We start from the raw sequence: 16263 nt of genomic DNA, 5'->3' as shown, positions 1-16263 counted from the left end.
CTGAATTCTTAATCAGGAGGAACCAGAGTACTGCGATGCACAAAAAAACTCAACAGAAATAAATAGGGTCGGTGTCGAATTAATTCGACTTCAGTCTCTTTAAATTTTAATTAGGGACATAGTCAATCGAAACCCACGGCGTGAACCTGGTGTCAGGCACATCGTGCCTGACACCTGCTTTATGCCTCGGGTTTTTGCTTGAATGGCCGGCCCCTTTTTGCCGGCAGCACCTGCCGCTTCATGCGGTTCTGCAGCTCCGTCTTATACTTGTCCGAGCCCAGCGGCCATCCCTTGAGCACCGCTGCCTCGATGGCGCGCACTGCCGTGCTGCCCAGCCCCCGCCCGGAAAGTTCGATATACGCCGCCTCGCGCTGGAACGGCGTATTGCCCAGTGCCCAGTACAAGGGATGGTCGGTCACCGCCCCGTCCGGCTTGATGCCGGCGTGGTGGGGATAGCTGGACCAGGGATAGTCGGCCGGGCTGCCGGCCAAACCAAGGCGCACGGCGGCGGATTCGATGTACTGGCTGCAGGACATCAGGTAATACTCCGCGTCCACGACAGAAGTCTTGTACCTTCCTTGCCACAAGGTACCGGCACGGGCGTATTTCTGGTTGTAGTAGGGCACGTAGTAGCGGCCAATCCACTGCATCATGCCGCCCAGGCCCTCCGGGTCGGACGGCGTGACCAGCAAATGCAGCTCTCCCGGCAGCAGGGTGTAGGCGTGCACGGCAACCTTGTACTGGCGCGCGGCATTGCGCAGCCAGCCGAGGAAGGCTTCGTAATCGTCGGCGTCGCAAAAGATGGCGAGGCCGTTCAGGCCGCGCTGGATGACGTAATGGGGCTGGTTGGGAACGATGAGACGGGGCAGGCGGGCCATATCGGGAGGCGGAAATGAGCAAAAACGCTCATTCTAGCGCGGCAGGCGCACTCCGTCCCCAATTAAATAAAAAAGCGCCTTTCGGCGCTTTGCTCTGTCCCTAATTAGGAAAGATTGAAGCTGGCGGACAGGCTGTAGCCCTCGCCGTACGCACTGCGCAAGGGGAGGTCCTGGCCCAGGCCGCTGCGCGCCTTCTTGCGCAGGCGGTAGACCAGCATGTCCACGCGGCGGCCGGCATCCGGATCATCGCCGCCGATGCCCGCCACGATGACCTGGCGCGGCACCGGACGGGTATTGATGGTCAGCAGGTGCAGGAAATTGCACTCTTTCTCGGTCAGCGTGATGGCCTGGCCCTGCAGCTCCAGCTGGCGGGCCGCGACCTTCAGCGTCCACTTGCTCGGCACCGGAATGGCTTCCTGCGGACCCACGCGGCGGTTCAGCGCCTCGATGTGGGCGGCCAGCTCGGGGAACTTGATGGGCTTGGTCAGGTAATGGTCGGCGCCCAGGCGCAGGCCGAGGATGCGGCTGTCGAAAGCGACACGGCCGGTCAGCACCAGCAGGCCGATCTGCGGATACAGTTGACGCATGCGTGGAATCACGTCAAAGCCATCCTCGTCGGGCAAGCCGAGGTCGAGGATGACGACGCCGATCGTACCTTGGGCCAGGGCAGACCACATTTCCTGGGCGTTATTGGTGGACTGGACACCATGACCGAGCTCGGTCAGGAATTCCGCCATTTCTTCGGCGTATTCCAGGTTGTCTTCCACGATCAGTATTTGCGTCATTGATGCGCCATTATTCAGTTAGCAGCGAGCCGGGGTCTGGGGGCTTGCGTTGAAGAATTATCACGGGTGATTAACTGCAGCGCAAGACTTATGCAGCGATCGGCAGCCAAATCCGAAATTTCTTGCCGCTTTCCGGCAAATTTTCCACCGTCAGGGTGCCGCCATGAACCTCGACCACCGCTTTTGCCATATACAAACCGAGACCCGAGCCCGGTTGTCCGGCGGCGGCGCTGCCGCGGAACCCCTTTTCGAACAGCCGGGGTATCTCATCCTCAGGGATGGGCGCGCCATGATCGGTTACATGAAACTCTACGCCGCCTTCAACTACCTTGCTAGCCTTTAATTCTATAGCAATGTTGTCATTTGTGTACTTAATCGCGTTATCGAGGAGGATATCGAGGCAAAGCCGCATTCCCTGGGGGTCGCAACGCAACCATTGGGGCAGGTTCAGGACTTGCACGGTGATATCCGCCCGGCGCGAACGGGCCGCTTCCGCTGCGGTTTCCAACAGCGCTTCCGGCGAAATCTCATCCGCCTGGCGCTTGCGGCCGATGCTGGCCAGGCGCTCGGGCGACAGGTATTCATCCAGCAATTCCAGCAAACGGTCGACCGCCGACTGGATCTTGCGGTAGCGCTTTTTGGTGGCCTCGTCGGCATTGCCCGAGGTCATTTCCAGGCGCTGGACGGCGCCATCGATCGTCGACAAGGGCGTGCGGAACTCATGCGATACCATGGACGCGAATTTCTTTTGCTGCTTCTCGCGTTCCACCCGCTCGCGCACGTCGCGCACCGTGCCGACCAGGCGCAATGCGCCGCTGGCCGGGTCCGGCACCAGGGTCGATTCGATTTCGACGGGGATCAGGATGCCATCCAGCCCTTCGAACTGGGCGTCGCGCACGCGGCGGCGTTGCGTGCTGTCGCCGGAAGTGAATGCTTCGAGGCGTGCCGGCAGCTCGGCCAGCAGGCTGGCAGCGACTTGCTGGGCGCGCTCCCGGTCGTAGCCGAAGACGCGCTCGGCGGCCTGGCTCACGTACAGCAGCTTGCCGCTGTCACAATCCAGCATCCAGTGCACGTCGCTGCTGTGCTCGAGTATCTGGCGGTAGTCGTCGGCGCTCAGCATATCAGTCCTGCAGCGGGGCAAAGATCTGCTGCAAGTCTTCCTGGGTCAGCGCCATCTTCTGCGATTCGCCTTCCGCCAGCACCGATTGCGCCAGGTCCGATTTCTTCTGCTGCAGGAGCTGGATTTTCTCTTCCAGCGTACCCTTGGCGATCAGCTTGTAGACGAACACGGGCTTGTCCTGTCCGATGCGCCAGGCGCGGTCGGTGGCTTGGTTCTCCGCAGCCGGGTTCCACCATGGATCGTAGTGGATCACCGTGTCGGCGGCGGTCAGGTTCAGGCCCACGCCGCCGGCCTTCAGCGAGATCAGGAAGATCGGCACCGCGCCCTGCTGGAAAGCCGCCACTTGGGCGCCGCGGTCGCGCGTTTCGCCGGTAAGGATGGCGTACGGGATATCGCGCGCTTCCAGCTCCTCCTCGATCAGTTCCAGCATCGATGTGAACTGGGAGAACACCAGGATCTTGCGCTTTTCTTCCAGCAGATCTTCCACCATCTGCATCAGGTCGATCAGCTTGGCCGAACCGGCCGACATCGCCTTCTTGGTCGACTTCACCAGGCGCGGATCGCAGCAGACCTGGCGCAGCTTGAGCAGCGCTTCCAGGATGACAATCTGGCTGCGGGCCACGCCCTTGCGGTCGATTTCCTCGCGCACTTTTCTGGTCCATGGCCAGGCGCACGGTTTCGTACAGGTCGCGCTGCGCGCCACTGAGTTCCACCTTGCGCACCATTTCCGTCTTCGGCGGCAGCTCCTTGGCCACGCTGTCCTTGGTCCGGCGCAGCAGGAAAGGCTTGATGCGGCGGTTCAGCAGGGTACGACGCAGCGGATCGTCCTGGCGCTCGATCGGATGGCGGAACTGCGAGTTGAAATTCTTCTCGTCGCCGAGCAGGCCGGGCAACAGGAAGTGGAACTGCGACCACAGCTCGCCCAGGTGGTTTTCCAGCGGCGTGCCGGACAGGCACAGCCGGTGCTTGGCCTTCAGCAGGCCGGCGCTCTGGGCCGCCTTGGAGCGGGTGTTCTTGATGTAGTGCGACTCGTCCAGGATGACCAGGTGGAAATCGTGCTCGCGCAGCTTTTCCTCGTCGCGCGGCAGCAGCGCATAGGTGGTGAGCACCAGGTCGGCCTGCGGAATCTGGTCGAACAGCTCGGCACGGTCCTTGCCCTGCAGCAGCAGCACCTTCAGGCTTGGCGCGAAGCGGGCCGCCTCATCCTGCCAGTTGTTCATCAGGCTGGTCGGCGCAATGACGAGGGCTGGATGGTTCAGGCGGCCGGATTTCCTTCTCTACCAGGATGTGCGCCAGCGTCTGCACGGTCTTGCCCAGGCCCATGTCGTCGGCCAGGATGCCGGCGAAGCCGTATTCGCGCAGGAACTGCATCCAGCTCAAGCCGTCGGTCTGGTAATCGCGCAGCGTGGCCTGCAGTCCGGCTGGCGTGGCCACTCGCTTCACGGACGAGAACTGGTTCAGGCGGCGCCCCATCTCGCGCAGCTCTTCGCCGCCGGTCCAGACGAAATCGACGTTGCGCGCCAGCTCATCCAGGCGCGCCGCATCCAGCGAGGACATGCGCACCGAATGGCGGATCTTCTCGCTGAAGTACAGTTCGCCAATGGTCGACAGGATCGGCCGCACGCGGTTCCACGGCAGCGCCACGCGGGTGCCGTCCGACAGGGTGGCCAGCATGCGGTCTTCGTCGCCATGGGCCGCCAGCGCCTTCTGGCTGAAATCGTTGGGGGAAGGCGCGGATCATTTGCAGCAGCACGGGCAGCAGCGGCACGCGCTCGCCGCCGACAGTAATGCCCAGTTCCAGCTCGAACCAGGCGTTGCCGCCTTCCTTCTCTTCCTCCACTTCGGCGTACCAGTCGTCCACGGCGGTCACGTCGTAGCGGTATTTGGCCGACTTCTCGACTTGCCAGCCGGCCGCCAGCAGCTCATCGATGCCGGAATCGGCAAAGCGGATCCAGTCCGCCTGGCTGGCCAGCAGCAGGCCGCCGCGCACGCTGGACAGCGGCAGCGCGGTCGGCTTCTTGAAGCCGAGCTGGACAGGGTTTCCAGCGCAGCCGCTTCCGCGGCCTCGTCGCGCTGGATGATCTCGGTGACATCGCCGCGCTGGCGCACCACGCGCTGCGAGGGGTCGAAGGAGACGCGCTCGCCGTCATAGTCATAGGACAGCACGGCATAGTCGTTCCAGCGCTGCAGGCTGCCTTCGGCCAACTGGGCCGAGTCCAGCACAAGGATGGGGCGCGGCTCGACGTCCGTGCGCAGGCGCTGGGGCAGCGGCTGCGGCAGCGGCATCAGTTGCTGCAAGCCGTGGGCCAGCAGCAATTGCGACACGCGCATCTTGTCGTTTGGCATCAACAGTGGCGCCTGCGCAACAAGCGCCTGCAAATCGGCCAGCGGAATCGTGGCGCCGCCCTGGTTCAGGTGCAGCACGCCGCAGGACAGGTTGTCGATGTACCAGGGCGGATCGGTGGGCAGCATGTAGTCGATCTGGTCGGCAGCATGGGGCGACGCGCTCTCCGGCTCATCGACGGTCCAGCCCAGGCGCAAGCCCTTGCCTTCTTCGCGCCAGGCCAGGCTGGCGGTGCGGGTATGGCCCGCTTTCATGGGGTAAACCAGGCCGTTGCCCACGTCCGACCAGGAATTTGCCCAAAGCAGTTTGTCTTGTTCTGACAACATTTGCAGCAGGGCGGCGCCGATCTTGCCGCGCGGTTCTGTAGCGCTACCGGTCTGGAATTCGGTCCGCTGCGCATGGCAACGAAGAACCGGATCAGGTCGTCATCACCGGGCACCAGGAAGCCGGGCGGGGTGGAGAGCAGGGAAAACACTTCGCTGACCGGGGTGGCCGCGGCGACATCGCCGTTCGGCTTCAGGCGTGCCTTGTACAGGCACAGCGCTACGTGGCGGCCGCCGCTGGTGGGCGCCAGCACGTAGATGAGGCGGTAGTTCGTCTGCTTCGGGTCCGCCTCAACGGGCGCCAGCTTGGGTTTCGGGTGCGCGGCGGCATCACCCGCTGTAGCCAGGTGGCGACAGCATAAGGCAACTGACCCGGCGGAGGGGGCGGGACAGGGGTGGGTGCGGCAGGTACATCACGTGCTTCGTCGCGGGTCAAATCCATTGGGCGCATTTAAACGGTTCAAAAACGGCAACATGCAATATTATCCGCCAACAGCCGTCCTGTGTTTGTGAAACTTCTAACGCTGTGTGGGCATTGACCAGCCTCCCCGTGGATGGCGTATGATTCCATGGTTAACCGTCTGGAATCACTCATGCTGCCTCCCATCGAACAAAGACTCGCCCTTGAGCTGGCTGCCAAGCCGGTTCAGGTAGCCGCTGCCATCGCCCTGCTGGACGAAGGCGCTACTGTCCCATTTATTGCGCGTTACCGTAAGGAAGCAACCGGCGGCCTGGATGACATCCAGCTGCGTACCCTGGAAGAGCGCCTGCGCTATCTGCGCGAGCTGGAAGAGCGCCGTGCGGCCATCGTGGCCTCGATCACCGAACAGGGCAAGATGACGGATGAGCTCCTAGATGCCGTCATGCACGCGGAAGACAAGACCCGCCTGGAAGATTTGTATCTGCCGTACAAGCCCAAGCGCCGTACCAAGGCCCAGATCGCCATCGAGGCGGGCCTGGCGCCGCTGGCCGAAGGCCTGCTGGCCGATCCATCCATCAATCCGGAAGAGGAAGCCGCCAAATACCTGCGCGAAGCCTTCGAAACGGCTGACGGCAAGAATCCGGGCGTCGCCGACGCCAAGGCCGCCCTGGACGGCGCGCGCCAGATCCTGATGGAGCGCTTCTCGGAAGACGCGACGCTGCTGCAATCGCTGCGCGAATATGTACAGGATCATGGCGTTGTGGAATCGAAAGTTGTTGAAGGAAAACAGGAGGAGGGCGAAAAGTTCGCCGACTACTTCGATTATTCGGAACCGCTGTCGGCCATTCCGTCGCACCGCGCGCTGGCCCTGCTGCGCGGCCGCCGTGAAGGCATGCTGGACGTGGTGCTGCGCCTCGATACCGAAGAGGAAAAGCCGAAGTGGGATGCGCCGCACAATCCTTGCGAGAGCCGCATTGCCGCCCGCTTCGGCATCAGGCAGGCCGGCCGTCCCGCCGACAAGTGGCTGGGCGACACCGTGCGCTGGACCTGGCGCGTGAAGTCCTTCATGCACCTGGAAACCGAGCTGATGGGCGCGCTGCGCGAAAAGTCGGAACTGGAGGCAATCAATGTCTTCGCCACCAACCTGAAAGCCCTGCTGCTGGCAGCCCCGGCCGGCCAGCGCGCGACCATGGGCCTGGACCCGGGCCTGCGCACCGGCGTGAAAGTCGCCGTGGTCGATGCGACCGGCAAGGTGGTGGACACCGCGACCATTTATCCACACCAGCCGCGCAACGACTGGCACGGTGCGCTGCATACGCTGTCCCAGCTGGCGGCAAAGCACAATGTGTCGCTGGTTTCGATCGGCAACGGCACGGCTTCCCGCGAGACGGACAAGCTGGCCGCCGACCTGATCAAGCAGAATGCGGAACTGAAGCTGACCAAGATCGTCGTTTCCGAAGCGGGCGCTTCGGTGTACTCGGCCTCCGAATACGCTTCGAAAGAACTGCCGGAGCTGGACGTGTCGCTGCGCGGCGCCGTGTCCATCGCGCGCCGCCTGCAGGACCCGCTGGCCGAGCTGGTGAAGATCGATCCGAAATCGATCGGCGTCGGCCAGTACCAGCATGACGTGTCGCAGAGCCAGCTGGCGCGCACGCTGGATGCCGTGGTCGAGGATTGCGTGAACGCCGTGGGTGTGGACGTGAACACCGCGTCGGCGCCGCTGCTGGCGCGCGTGTCCGGCCTGTCCGCTTCGGTGGCGCAGAGCATCGTGTCCTACCGCGACCTGAAGGGCGCCTTCGCCTCGCGCGCCGCGCTGAAGAATGTGCCGCGCCTGGGCGACAAGACTTTCGAGCAGGCCGCCGGCTTCCTGCGCATCAATGGCAGCGAGAATCCGCTGGATGCGTCGGCCGTGCACCCGGAATCCTATCCGGTGGTCGAGAAGATCCTGGCCGACATCAAGAAGGAGATCAAGGGCGTGATCGGCGATGCGCGCTTGCTGAAGTCGCTGTCCCCGGCCAAGTATGCGGACGAGCAGTTCGGCGTGCCGACCGTGACCGACATCATCAAGGAACTGGAAAAGCCCGGCCGCGACCCGCGCCCCGAGTTCACCACGGCCACCTTCAAGGAAGGCGTGGAGGAAATTTCCGACCTGCGTCCGGACATGATCCTGGAAGGCGTGGTGACCAACGTGGCCGCCTTCGGCGCCTTCGTGGACATCGGCGTACACCAGGATGGACTGGTGCATATTTCGGCCTTGTCGAACACCTTCGTCAAGGACCCGCATTCCGTGGTGAAGGCGGGGCAGGTGGTCAAGGTCAAGGTGCTGGAAGTGGATGTGAAGCGCAAGCGCATCGCCCTGACCATGCGCCTGACCGACAGCGCACCGGCCGCCGGTTCGCGCCCCGAACAGCGTGGCGACCGCAACGACCGCCGCGCCATGGGACAGCAGCAGAAGCAGCAGTCGCGCGAGCCGGCCGTTCAAGGCTCGATGGCGGCGGCCTTCGCCGAAGCTGCGCGGCTGATCAAAACCCAAGGCGTGAACCTGGTGGCTGCCACATCGTGGCAGCCACCTGTTTCAGGCCGTGGGTTTTAAGGGCGCCGGCGACCCCGCAACAGGAATCCCTGTAAAATGCCACGATCTGAACATTTTTTCCCTAGAGGCAGTATATGAGCGACGTACAAACCTGGATCAAAGACACCGTGACGAACACCCCGGTGGTGCTGTTCATGAAGGGCACCGCCCAGTTCCCGCAGTGCGGCTTCTCCGGCCGTGCGATCCAGATCCTGAAGGCTTGCGGCGTCGAAAACATCGCCACCGTGAACGTGCTGGACGATCCGGAAGTGCGCCAGGGCATCAAGGAATACTCGAACTGGCCGACCATCCCCCAGCTCTACGTGAAGGGCGAGTTCATCGGCGGTTCGGACATCATGTCCGAAATGTATGAATCCGGCGAACTGAAAGCCCTGCTGGACGGCGGCAAGTAATGACCCGCCTGGTCGTCGCCATCACGGGCGCCACGGGCGCCGTGTATGGCGTACGGCTGCTGCAGCATCTGCGCCGGCTGGATGGCGTGGAAACCCACCTGATCGTCTCCGACGCTGCCGTACTCACGCTGCACCAGGAAACCGGGCTGCAGCGCAAGGAAGTCGAAGCGCTGGCCCACGTGGTCCACAAGCAGGACAATGTGGGCGCCAGCATCGCCAGCGGCTCGTTCCAGACCGACGGCATGGTGATCGCTCCCTGCTCGATGAAAACGCTGGCGTCCGTGGCCCATGGCCTGTCGGACAACCTGATCGCGCGTGCGGCCGACGTCACACTGAAAGAACGCCGCCGCCTGGTGCTGATGGTGCGTGAAACGCCGTTCAACCTCGCGCACCTGCGCAATATGACGGCCGTGACCGAAATGGGCGGCATCGTCTTCCCGCCCCTGCCGGGCTTTTATCACAAGCCGCAGTCGATCGATGAAATGGTGGACCACACGGTGGCCCGCGTCATCGACCTGTTCGGCATCCGCCACGACCTGGCGCCGCGCTGGAACGGCCTGAAAGCCTGACGCAATGCGCCCTTGCGGGATGCATATTACTGGAATTACAACAAAGTGGTATTATCGCTTTCCGCGGGTGCGGAAGGCCGTCGGCGTGCACCGAAAACAGGTTCGGACGCCTTCAAAAGATGCGCAGCGCGATAGCGCGGGCTTGAAAAACAGCACAGACCACTCATCGGGACCAGCACAGGTCCCGACAACGTTTCAACGGCATAATCCGGGCAGCCGGCGTGGCCGAAACTGCTCGAACGCGTTACTTTTGGTAGTTGACCCTGACCAGCATGCGGATAAATTCGCGGGCGATCTGGCGGTGATGCTCATCCAGGCGTTGCAAATCTGCGATCAGCTTGACGTCGGCCGACTCGAACCGGTTCCCGTTCGCGCCATTGGTATCACCATTGTGCCCGTTTACCTCGGGGCCGCCGAAGCGCAGCCACTCGGCAGGAACGCCGAGCCACTGTGCGATCATACGCAGTTTCTCCTGAGTGGGAATCGCCTCCCTACCAGCCATTTTCGGGCGGCGTGGACCGTAATCGGCCGCCCGTCGAAACGGATGTTGAACTCCCGCGCCAGCCGGGTGGGGCTGTCTGGGGAATAGTGGGCGTTTTTCAAAGCCTGCTGAAGTCGCTGGCTAAAACTTTCGCGTTCATTAGAAGAATTCATAGTTGCACTATTTCATGTTGGAACATGAATGTCAGTCTCTGCAATCACCCGACCAATTGTGACAACTCTAATGAGAATAATTAACAATTGGCGCTCGGGACGAATCCTTCCAGGCTCCCCTGTGTCCGAATCAAATTCTGCGAAAGCCGTTTACCGCAGCACAATGTGCTTAGCGAACTGGCAAGCCATCTAGCTGTTATTTTGTAATGGGCTGTATCCTTATTTTCAACAAAAGCCGGGGTCCGGACGGCCGCCAAAGCTTTTGTGGTATTGCAGGAACCGCAAGTTCCTAACTATGCCTTACTAAAACGTATGATGCCGTCCGCGCCTGTTTCGCGGCGCACGATACCGTCACGCCACAGCTTGTGCAGATGAGCCAGCGCCTCGCCCAGCGCAAAGCTGAGCTGGTGGGCATCCAGCTGGCGCCGGAACATCACCGGCACGATTTCCGCCGCCGTGCGGGCTGGGCGCAAGCTGCTTCCACTTCCGCCAGGCGCGCACTGTGGTGCTCCTGCAACTGGCGTACGCGGGTGTGCAGGCCGCGGACGGCTTGCCGTGCGACGGCAGCACCAGCACATCGTCCGGCAGGCCGGCGTAGCGCTGCAGGGAATCCAGGTAAAGCTGCAAGGGGTTGGCTTCCGGCTCCACCGCGAACACCGACATATTGGTCGAGATGCGTGGTAAGACCATATCGCCGGATATCAGCAGGTTCAGCTCCTCGCACCAAAGCGACGCATGCTCCGGCGAGTGGCCGAAGCCCGTGATAACGGTCCACTGATGGTTACCCACGTCAACTGATTGTCCCTCCTGCAGCCGCGCATAGGCGGCGGGCACTTCCGGCACCAGCGAGGAATAGTAGCTCTTGCGCGAGGCCATCTGCTCCACCATGTCGGGAGCGGCCAGGCCATGGCGCTGGAAGTGCGGCAGCGCCGCCGTGCCGTCGACGCCCGGCAGGCTGGCCGCCATCATGCGCGCAAACGCATACTCGCCCGTCGTCATCCACAGCGGGGCCTGCCAGCGCCCGCACAGCCAGCCGGACAGGCCCACATGATCAGGATGGCAATGCGTTGCTATCACGCGACGCAGGCTCACGCCCTGGGCAAACAGCGCCTCCCAGGCGGCACGCGTGGCGTCCGTGGCGACGCCGCAATCCACCACGGTCCAGCTGTCGCCATCGCGCAGCAGCCACAGGTTGATATGGTCGAGGGCAAAGGGCAGCGGCATGCGCAGCCAGGCGACGCCGGGCGCCACCTCCTGCATGGCGCCAGCGGCGGGCAAGGTGTCGCCAAACGGATAGTGAAGCTGGGATTCGAGAAGGGTTCATAGCGTACAATGAATTGACGTTACGTAAACGGAAAATCCATTGTAAGCCATGCCGACCTACACCATCACCGAACTCGCACGCGAGTTCGACATCACCGCCCGCGCCATCCGCTTTTACGAAGACCAGGGCATCCTCGAGCCCCTCCCGTGAGGGCGCCGGCGGCCGCAACCGCGTGTATACGCCGCGCGACCGTACCCGCCTGAAGCTGACCCTGCGCGGCAAGCGTATCGGCCTCTCCCTGGCTGAAATCAAGAGCCTGGTGGACATGTACCGAGTCGCCGAAAGACACCGAAGCCCAGATGCTGCGCTTCCTCGGCGTGCTGGCCCAGCACCGCGAAACCCTGGAGCAACAGCGCGAAGACATCGAAATGTCCCTGTCCGAGATCACCGCCCACGAGGAAGAATGCAAGCGCCTGCTGGCCGCTATTGAGGAAAAGCAAGCCGCATCTACTTGACGTTTACGTTAACGTCACTTGAGCGTATGATTGGCGCTCCACCGACCCCATCAGAAAATAGAGGAAGACATGATCCATCTGCCAGGCCTGACTTTTGATCACGGCGAGGACATCGCCGCCCTGCGCGAAGCCGTGCAGCAGTTCGCGGCCGCCGAAATCGCGCCACGCGCCGGCGAAATCGACCGCACCGACCAGTTCCCGATGGACCTGTGGAAGAAGATGGGCGAGCTGGGCCTGCTGGGCATCACCGTGGGCGAGGAATACGGCGGTTCGAACATGGGCTACCTGGCCCACATCATCGCGATGGAAGAGATTTCGCGCGCTTCCGCGTCGGTGGGCCTGTCCTATGGCGCCCACTCCAACCTGTGCGTGAACCAGATCAAGCGCAACGGCAGCGAAGAACAGAAGAAGAAATACCTGCCGAAGCTGATCTCGGGCGAGCACGTGGGTGCGCTGGCCATGTCCGAGCCGAACGCCGGTTCCGACGTGGTGTCCATGAAACTGCGCGCCGACTTCAAGGGCGACCGCTGGGTGCTGAACGGCACCAAGATGTGGATCACCAACGGCCCGGACGCCGACACCCTGGTGGTGTACGCCAAGAATGACCTGGAAGCCGGCCCGCGCGGCATGACCGCCTTCCTGATCGAGAAGGGCTTCAAGGGCTTCTCCATCGCGCAGAAACTGGACAAGCTGGGCATGCGCGGCTCCCACACGGGCGAGCTGGTATTCGAGGACTGCGAAGTGCCGGCCGAGAATGTGCTGGGCGGCCTGGGCAAGGGCGCGAACGTGCTGATGTCCGGCCTGGACTTCGAGCGCACCGTGCTGTCCGGCGGCCCGCTGGGCATCATGCAGGCCTGCATGGACAATGTGATCCCTTACATCCACGACCGCAAGCAGTTCGGCCAGCCGATCGGCGAATTCCAGCTGATGCAGGGCAAGATCGCCGACATGTATTCCACCATGATGGCCTGCAAAGCCTATGTGTACGCTGTCGGCCAGGCTTGCGACCGCGCTGCCTCGCCGGAGCAGGTGCGCGCGCTGCGCAAGGACGCTGCCGGCGCCATCCTGTATAGTGCTGAGAAGGCCACCTGGATGGCTGGCGAGGCGATCCAGGTCCTGGGCGGCAACGGCTACATCAACGAGTATCCGGTGGGCCGCCTGTGGCGCGACGCCAAGCTGTACGAAATCGGCGCCGGCACCAGCGAAATCCGCCGCATGCTGATCGGCCGCGAGCTGTTTGCCGAAACCATGTAAGTGGCGGAACAGGCACGGCGGATCAAACGATCCGCCCTACGCGGCGCGTCCAATTTGACGCGTGAGGTGGTTGATCCGCCAACAATGCGTAGGGCGGATCATTGATCCGCCGTGCGTGCAGACCCGAGGCCCAAATGATCCACCACGCCGCCTTCCCCAAACTGCTGTCGTCGCAAATCGCATTCGACATCGCGCGCACCATCCGCGAGGGATTCGACAAGCACTACCGCCTGTTCCGCCGCGCCAGCCGCGACGCCAAGCGCTATTTCGAGCAGGGCGACTGGCTGGTGGCGCAGCAGGCGGCGCGCGAGCGCATCGGCTTCTACGACAAGCGCGTGCAGGAATGCGTGCAAATGCTGGAAGACGAGTACGACCCGGCTGAGCTGACGGACGAAGTGTGGCGCGAACTGAAGCTGCACTTCATCGGCATGCTGTCCGGCCACAAGCAGCCCGAGTGCGCGGAAACCTTCTTCAACTCCGTCTGCTGCAATATCCTGCACCGTTCCTACTTCCACAACGAATTCATCTTCGTGCGGCCGGTGGTATCCACCGAGTACATCGAAACGGAAGAAGCGGCGCCGACCTACCGCGTCTACTACCCGGCGCGCGACGGCATGCACTTCACGCTGAAGCGCATCGTCACCAACTTCCAGCTGAACGCGCCTTTCGCCAACCTCACGCGCGACATCCACCTGGTGGAAGAGCGCATGGTGCAGATCTTCGGCGGACCGCTGGAAGCGAATGCGCAGATCCACGTGCTGTCCTCCCTGTTCTTCCGCAACAAGGGCGCCTACATCGTGGGCCGCGCCATCAACGGCACGCGCGAAGCGCCGTTTGTCGTGCCCATCCTGCACAACAAGCAGAAGCAGCTGGTGCTGGATACCGTGCTGACCGACTACGAGCAGATCCTGCTGCTGTTCTCCTTCACGCGCGCCTACTTCCTGGTCGACATGGAAGTGCCGTCGGCCTATGTGCAGTTCCTGCGCAGCCTGATGCCGCGCAAGCCGCGCAGCGAGATCTACACCATCCTCGGCCTGCAGAAGCAGGGCAAGACGCTGTTCTACCGCGACTACCTGCAGCACCTGAAGCATTCCTCCGACCTGTTCGAAACAGCGCCCGGCATCAAGGGCCTGGTGATGCTGGTGTTCGCGCTGCCGTCCTTCCCTTACGTGTTCAAGGTGATCAAGGATTACTATCCGCCGCCGAAGGAAACCACGCGCGCGCAGATCAAGGAAAAATACGTCCTGGTGAAGAACCACGACCGCGTAGGGCGCATGGCTGACACGCTGGAATACTCCAACGTCGCCTTCCCGCGCCACCGCATCTCCGAGCAGCTGGTGGCGGAGCTGAAGCAGTACGCACCCTCCCTGATCGAGGAAGAAGGCGACCAGCTGGTGATCAAACACCTGTACATCGAGCGGCGCATGGTGCCGCTGAACATGTGGCTGACCAATGCCGAACAGGCGGACGACGAAGCCGCGATAGAACATGGCGTGCTCGAATACGGCAACGCCATCAAGGACCTGGTGGCGGCGAATATCTTCCCCGGCGATATGCTGTACAAGAATTTCGGCGTCACCCGCAACAAACGCGTGGTCTTCTACGACTACGACGAAATCGAATACATCACCGACTGCAATTTCAGAGTGATACCAGAACCTCGCAACGAGGAAGATGAAATGTCCTCCGAGCCGTGGTACCCCATAGGCAAGCACGACGTGTTTCCCGAGCAGTTTGGCAAGTTCCTGCTTGGGAACGCGAAAATCCGAAAATACTTTATGAAGCACCATGCCGATCTTCTTGCTTGCTCCTGGTGGCAGGAGAAGAAAGAAAGGATCGCCAATGGTGTCATCGAGGACGTTTTCCCTTACCCGCAAAGCGTCCGTTTCCGCAATCACTATGCATCCACTTCGGCGCCAAGTGCGCCTCCTCTACTGGAGATAATCGAAAATGAATGACCCAATCGTAATCGTCGGCGCAGCACGTACTCCAATGGGCGCCTTCCAGGGCGACTTCTCGGGCCTGAGCGCAAATGAGCTCGGCGCAGTCGCCATCAAGGCCGCCGTCGAGCGCGCCGGCATCAAGCCGGAAGCTGTGGAACACGTTTACTTCGGTAACTGCCTGATGGCCGGCCAGGGCCAGGCTCCTGCACGCCAGGCGGCCATCAAGGCCGGCCTGCCGGTCGGCACCGGCGCCGTGACCCTGTCCAAGATGTGCGGTTCGGCCATGCAGGCCACCATCTTCGCCTATGACGCGATCGCAGCCGGCAGCGCCGACGTGGTCGTATCGGGCGGCATGGAATCCATGACCAATGCTCCTTACATCATCCCGAAAGCACGCGGCGGCTACCGCATTGGCCACGGCATGATGTTCGACCACATGATGTACGACGGCCTGGAAGACGCTTACTCGCGCGACGCCAAGACCGGCCAGGGCCGCGCCATGGGCACCTTCGCCGAGCAGTGCGCCACCACCTACAAGTTCACCCGCGAGCAGCAGGACGCCTTCGCGATTGAATCCGTAAAGCGCGCACAGGCAGCAACCACCAGCGGCGCCTTCGCATGGGAAATCACCCCTGTCACCGTGACCACCCGCGCCGGCGATGTGGTGATCGACAAGGATGAAGGCCCGCTGAAAGCCAAGGTCGAAAAGATCCCGGCGCTGAAGCCAGCCTTCGCCAAGGACGGCACCATCACCGCCGCATCCTCGTCCTCCATCAACGACGGCGCCGCTGCGCTGGTGCTGATGCGCGAATCCACCGCCAAGAAGCTGGGCGCGCCGGTCATCGCCAAAATCACCGGCCACGCCACCAACTCCCTGGTGCCGGAGCAGTTCACCACCGCCCCGATCGGCGCGATCCAGAAGCTGTTCGCCAAGACCGGCTGGAAAGCCAGCGACGTTGACCTGTTCGAGATCAATGAAGCGTTTGCCGCCGTGCCGATGGCCGCGATGGCCGAGTTGGATATCCCGCACAGCAAGGTGAACGTCCATGGCGGCGCCTGCGCGCTGGGCCACCCGATCGGCGCCACCGGCGCGCGCATCATCATCACCCTGATCGGCGCACTGAAGGCCAAGGGCGGCAAGAAGGGCGTGGCGGCACTGTGCATCGGCGGCGGCGAAGCCACCGCCATGGGCATCGAACTGGTGTAAG

At 62.5% G+C, this 16263-nt stretch carries 9 protein-coding genes and 4 pseudogenes; 7 read left to right on the top strand and 6 right to left on the bottom strand.

The genetic code is table 11. The annotated features are described in order from the left end of the window. Nucleotides 1-179: 179 nt before the first annotated feature. The 4 genes and pseudogenes from ACHMW6_RS35235 to ACHMW6_RS35220 all read right to left on the bottom strand — a co-directional run bounded on the left by ACHMW6_RS35235 (nt 180) and on the right by ACHMW6_RS35220 (nt 5892). Nucleotides 180-878, bottom strand: a complete 699-nt coding sequence (locus ACHMW6_RS35235; RefSeq protein ID WP_395404259.1) for a transposase — start codon at nt 876-878, stop codon at nt 180-182. Nucleotides 879-982: 104 nt separating this feature from the next. Next, nucleotides 983-1663, bottom strand: coding sequence for a response regulator transcription factor (locus ACHMW6_RS35230; RefSeq protein ID WP_395404257.1), 681 nt, complete (start codon nt 1661-1663; stop codon nt 983-985). A gap of 88 nt (nt 1664-1751) precedes the next feature. Continuing rightward, entirely contained in the window at nt 1752-2783 is a 1032-nt protein-coding gene (locus ACHMW6_RS35225) for an ATP-binding protein (RefSeq protein WP_395404255.1), read from the bottom strand. Between the two features lies 1 nt (nt 2784). Further along, nucleotides 2785-5892, bottom strand: a pseudogene (locus ACHMW6_RS35220) (DEAD/DEAH box helicase). Nucleotides 5893-6043: 151 nt separating this feature from the next. Between ACHMW6_RS35220 and ACHMW6_RS35215 the strand changes: the two are divergent. From ACHMW6_RS35215 to ACHMW6_RS35205, 3 genes and pseudogenes are all read left to right on the top strand, one after another. Beyond that, a pseudogene (locus ACHMW6_RS35215) lies at nt 6044-8380 on the top strand (Tex family protein); the annotation flags it as partial. 158 nt (nt 8381-8538) lie between these two features. After that, complete coding sequence (gene grxD / locus ACHMW6_RS35210) at nt 8539-8856, top strand: Grx4 family monothiol glutaredoxin (protein ID WP_395404253.1); 318 nt, start codon at nt 8539-8541, stop codon at nt 8854-8856. Beyond that, the gene (locus ACHMW6_RS35205; protein WP_395404251.1) at nt 8856-9425 is read left to right on the top strand and encodes a UbiX family flavin prenyltransferase; all 570 of its coding nucleotides are present in this window, start codon (nt 8856-8858) and stop codon (nt 9423-9425) included. The genes grxD and ACHMW6_RS35205 overlap by 1 nt, the downstream gene beginning before the upstream one ends. Nucleotides 9426-9669: 244 nt before the next feature. Here ACHMW6_RS35205 and ACHMW6_RS35200 read toward each other — a convergent pair whose 3' ends face one another. Both ACHMW6_RS35200 and ACHMW6_RS35195 read right to left on the bottom strand, forming a co-directional pair. Then, complete coding sequence (locus ACHMW6_RS35200; RefSeq protein WP_395404250.1) at nt 9670-9885, bottom strand: hypothetical protein; 216 nt, start codon at nt 9883-9885, stop codon at nt 9670-9672. A gap of 487 nt (nt 9886-10372) precedes the next feature. After that, nucleotides 10373-11357: pseudogene (locus ACHMW6_RS35195) on the bottom strand (MBL fold metallo-hydrolase). Nucleotides 11358-11451: 94 nt separating this feature from the next. Between ACHMW6_RS35195 and ACHMW6_RS35190 the strand changes: the two are divergent. From ACHMW6_RS35190 to ACHMW6_RS35175, 4 genes and pseudogenes are all read left to right on the top strand, one after another. Continuing rightward, nucleotides 11452-11858: pseudogene (locus ACHMW6_RS35190) on the top strand (MerR family DNA-binding transcriptional regulator). A gap of 69 nt (nt 11859-11927) precedes the next feature. Further along, nucleotides 11928-13112, top strand: coding sequence for an isovaleryl-CoA dehydrogenase (locus ACHMW6_RS35185; protein ID WP_395404248.1), 1185 nt, complete (start codon nt 11928-11930; stop codon nt 13110-13112). A gap of 137 nt (nt 13113-13249) precedes the next feature. Continuing rightward, nucleotides 13250-15070 carry a bifunctional isocitrate dehydrogenase kinase/phosphatase gene (aceK, locus tag ACHMW6_RS35180; RefSeq protein ID WP_395408790.1) on the top strand — a complete coding sequence of 607 codons (1821 nt, stop codon included), beginning with the start codon at nt 13250-13252 and terminating at the stop codon, nt 15068-15070. Continuing rightward, nucleotides 15063-16262, top strand: a complete 1200-nt coding sequence (locus ACHMW6_RS35175) for an acetyl-CoA C-acyltransferase (RefSeq protein WP_395404246.1) — start codon at nt 15063-15065, stop codon at nt 16260-16262. Before aceK ends, ACHMW6_RS35175 begins: the two co-directional genes overlap by 8 nt. The last annotated feature ends 1 nt before the right edge of the window (nt 16263 follow it).

The sequence above is a fragment of the Pseudoduganella sp. UC29_106 genome, assembly GCF_044055365.1.
In the GTDB taxonomy this organism is placed as follows: Bacteria; Pseudomonadota; Gammaproteobacteria; order Burkholderiales; family Burkholderiaceae_D; genus Rugamonas.
This window is presented reverse-complemented; position numbering and strand designations above follow the sequence as displayed.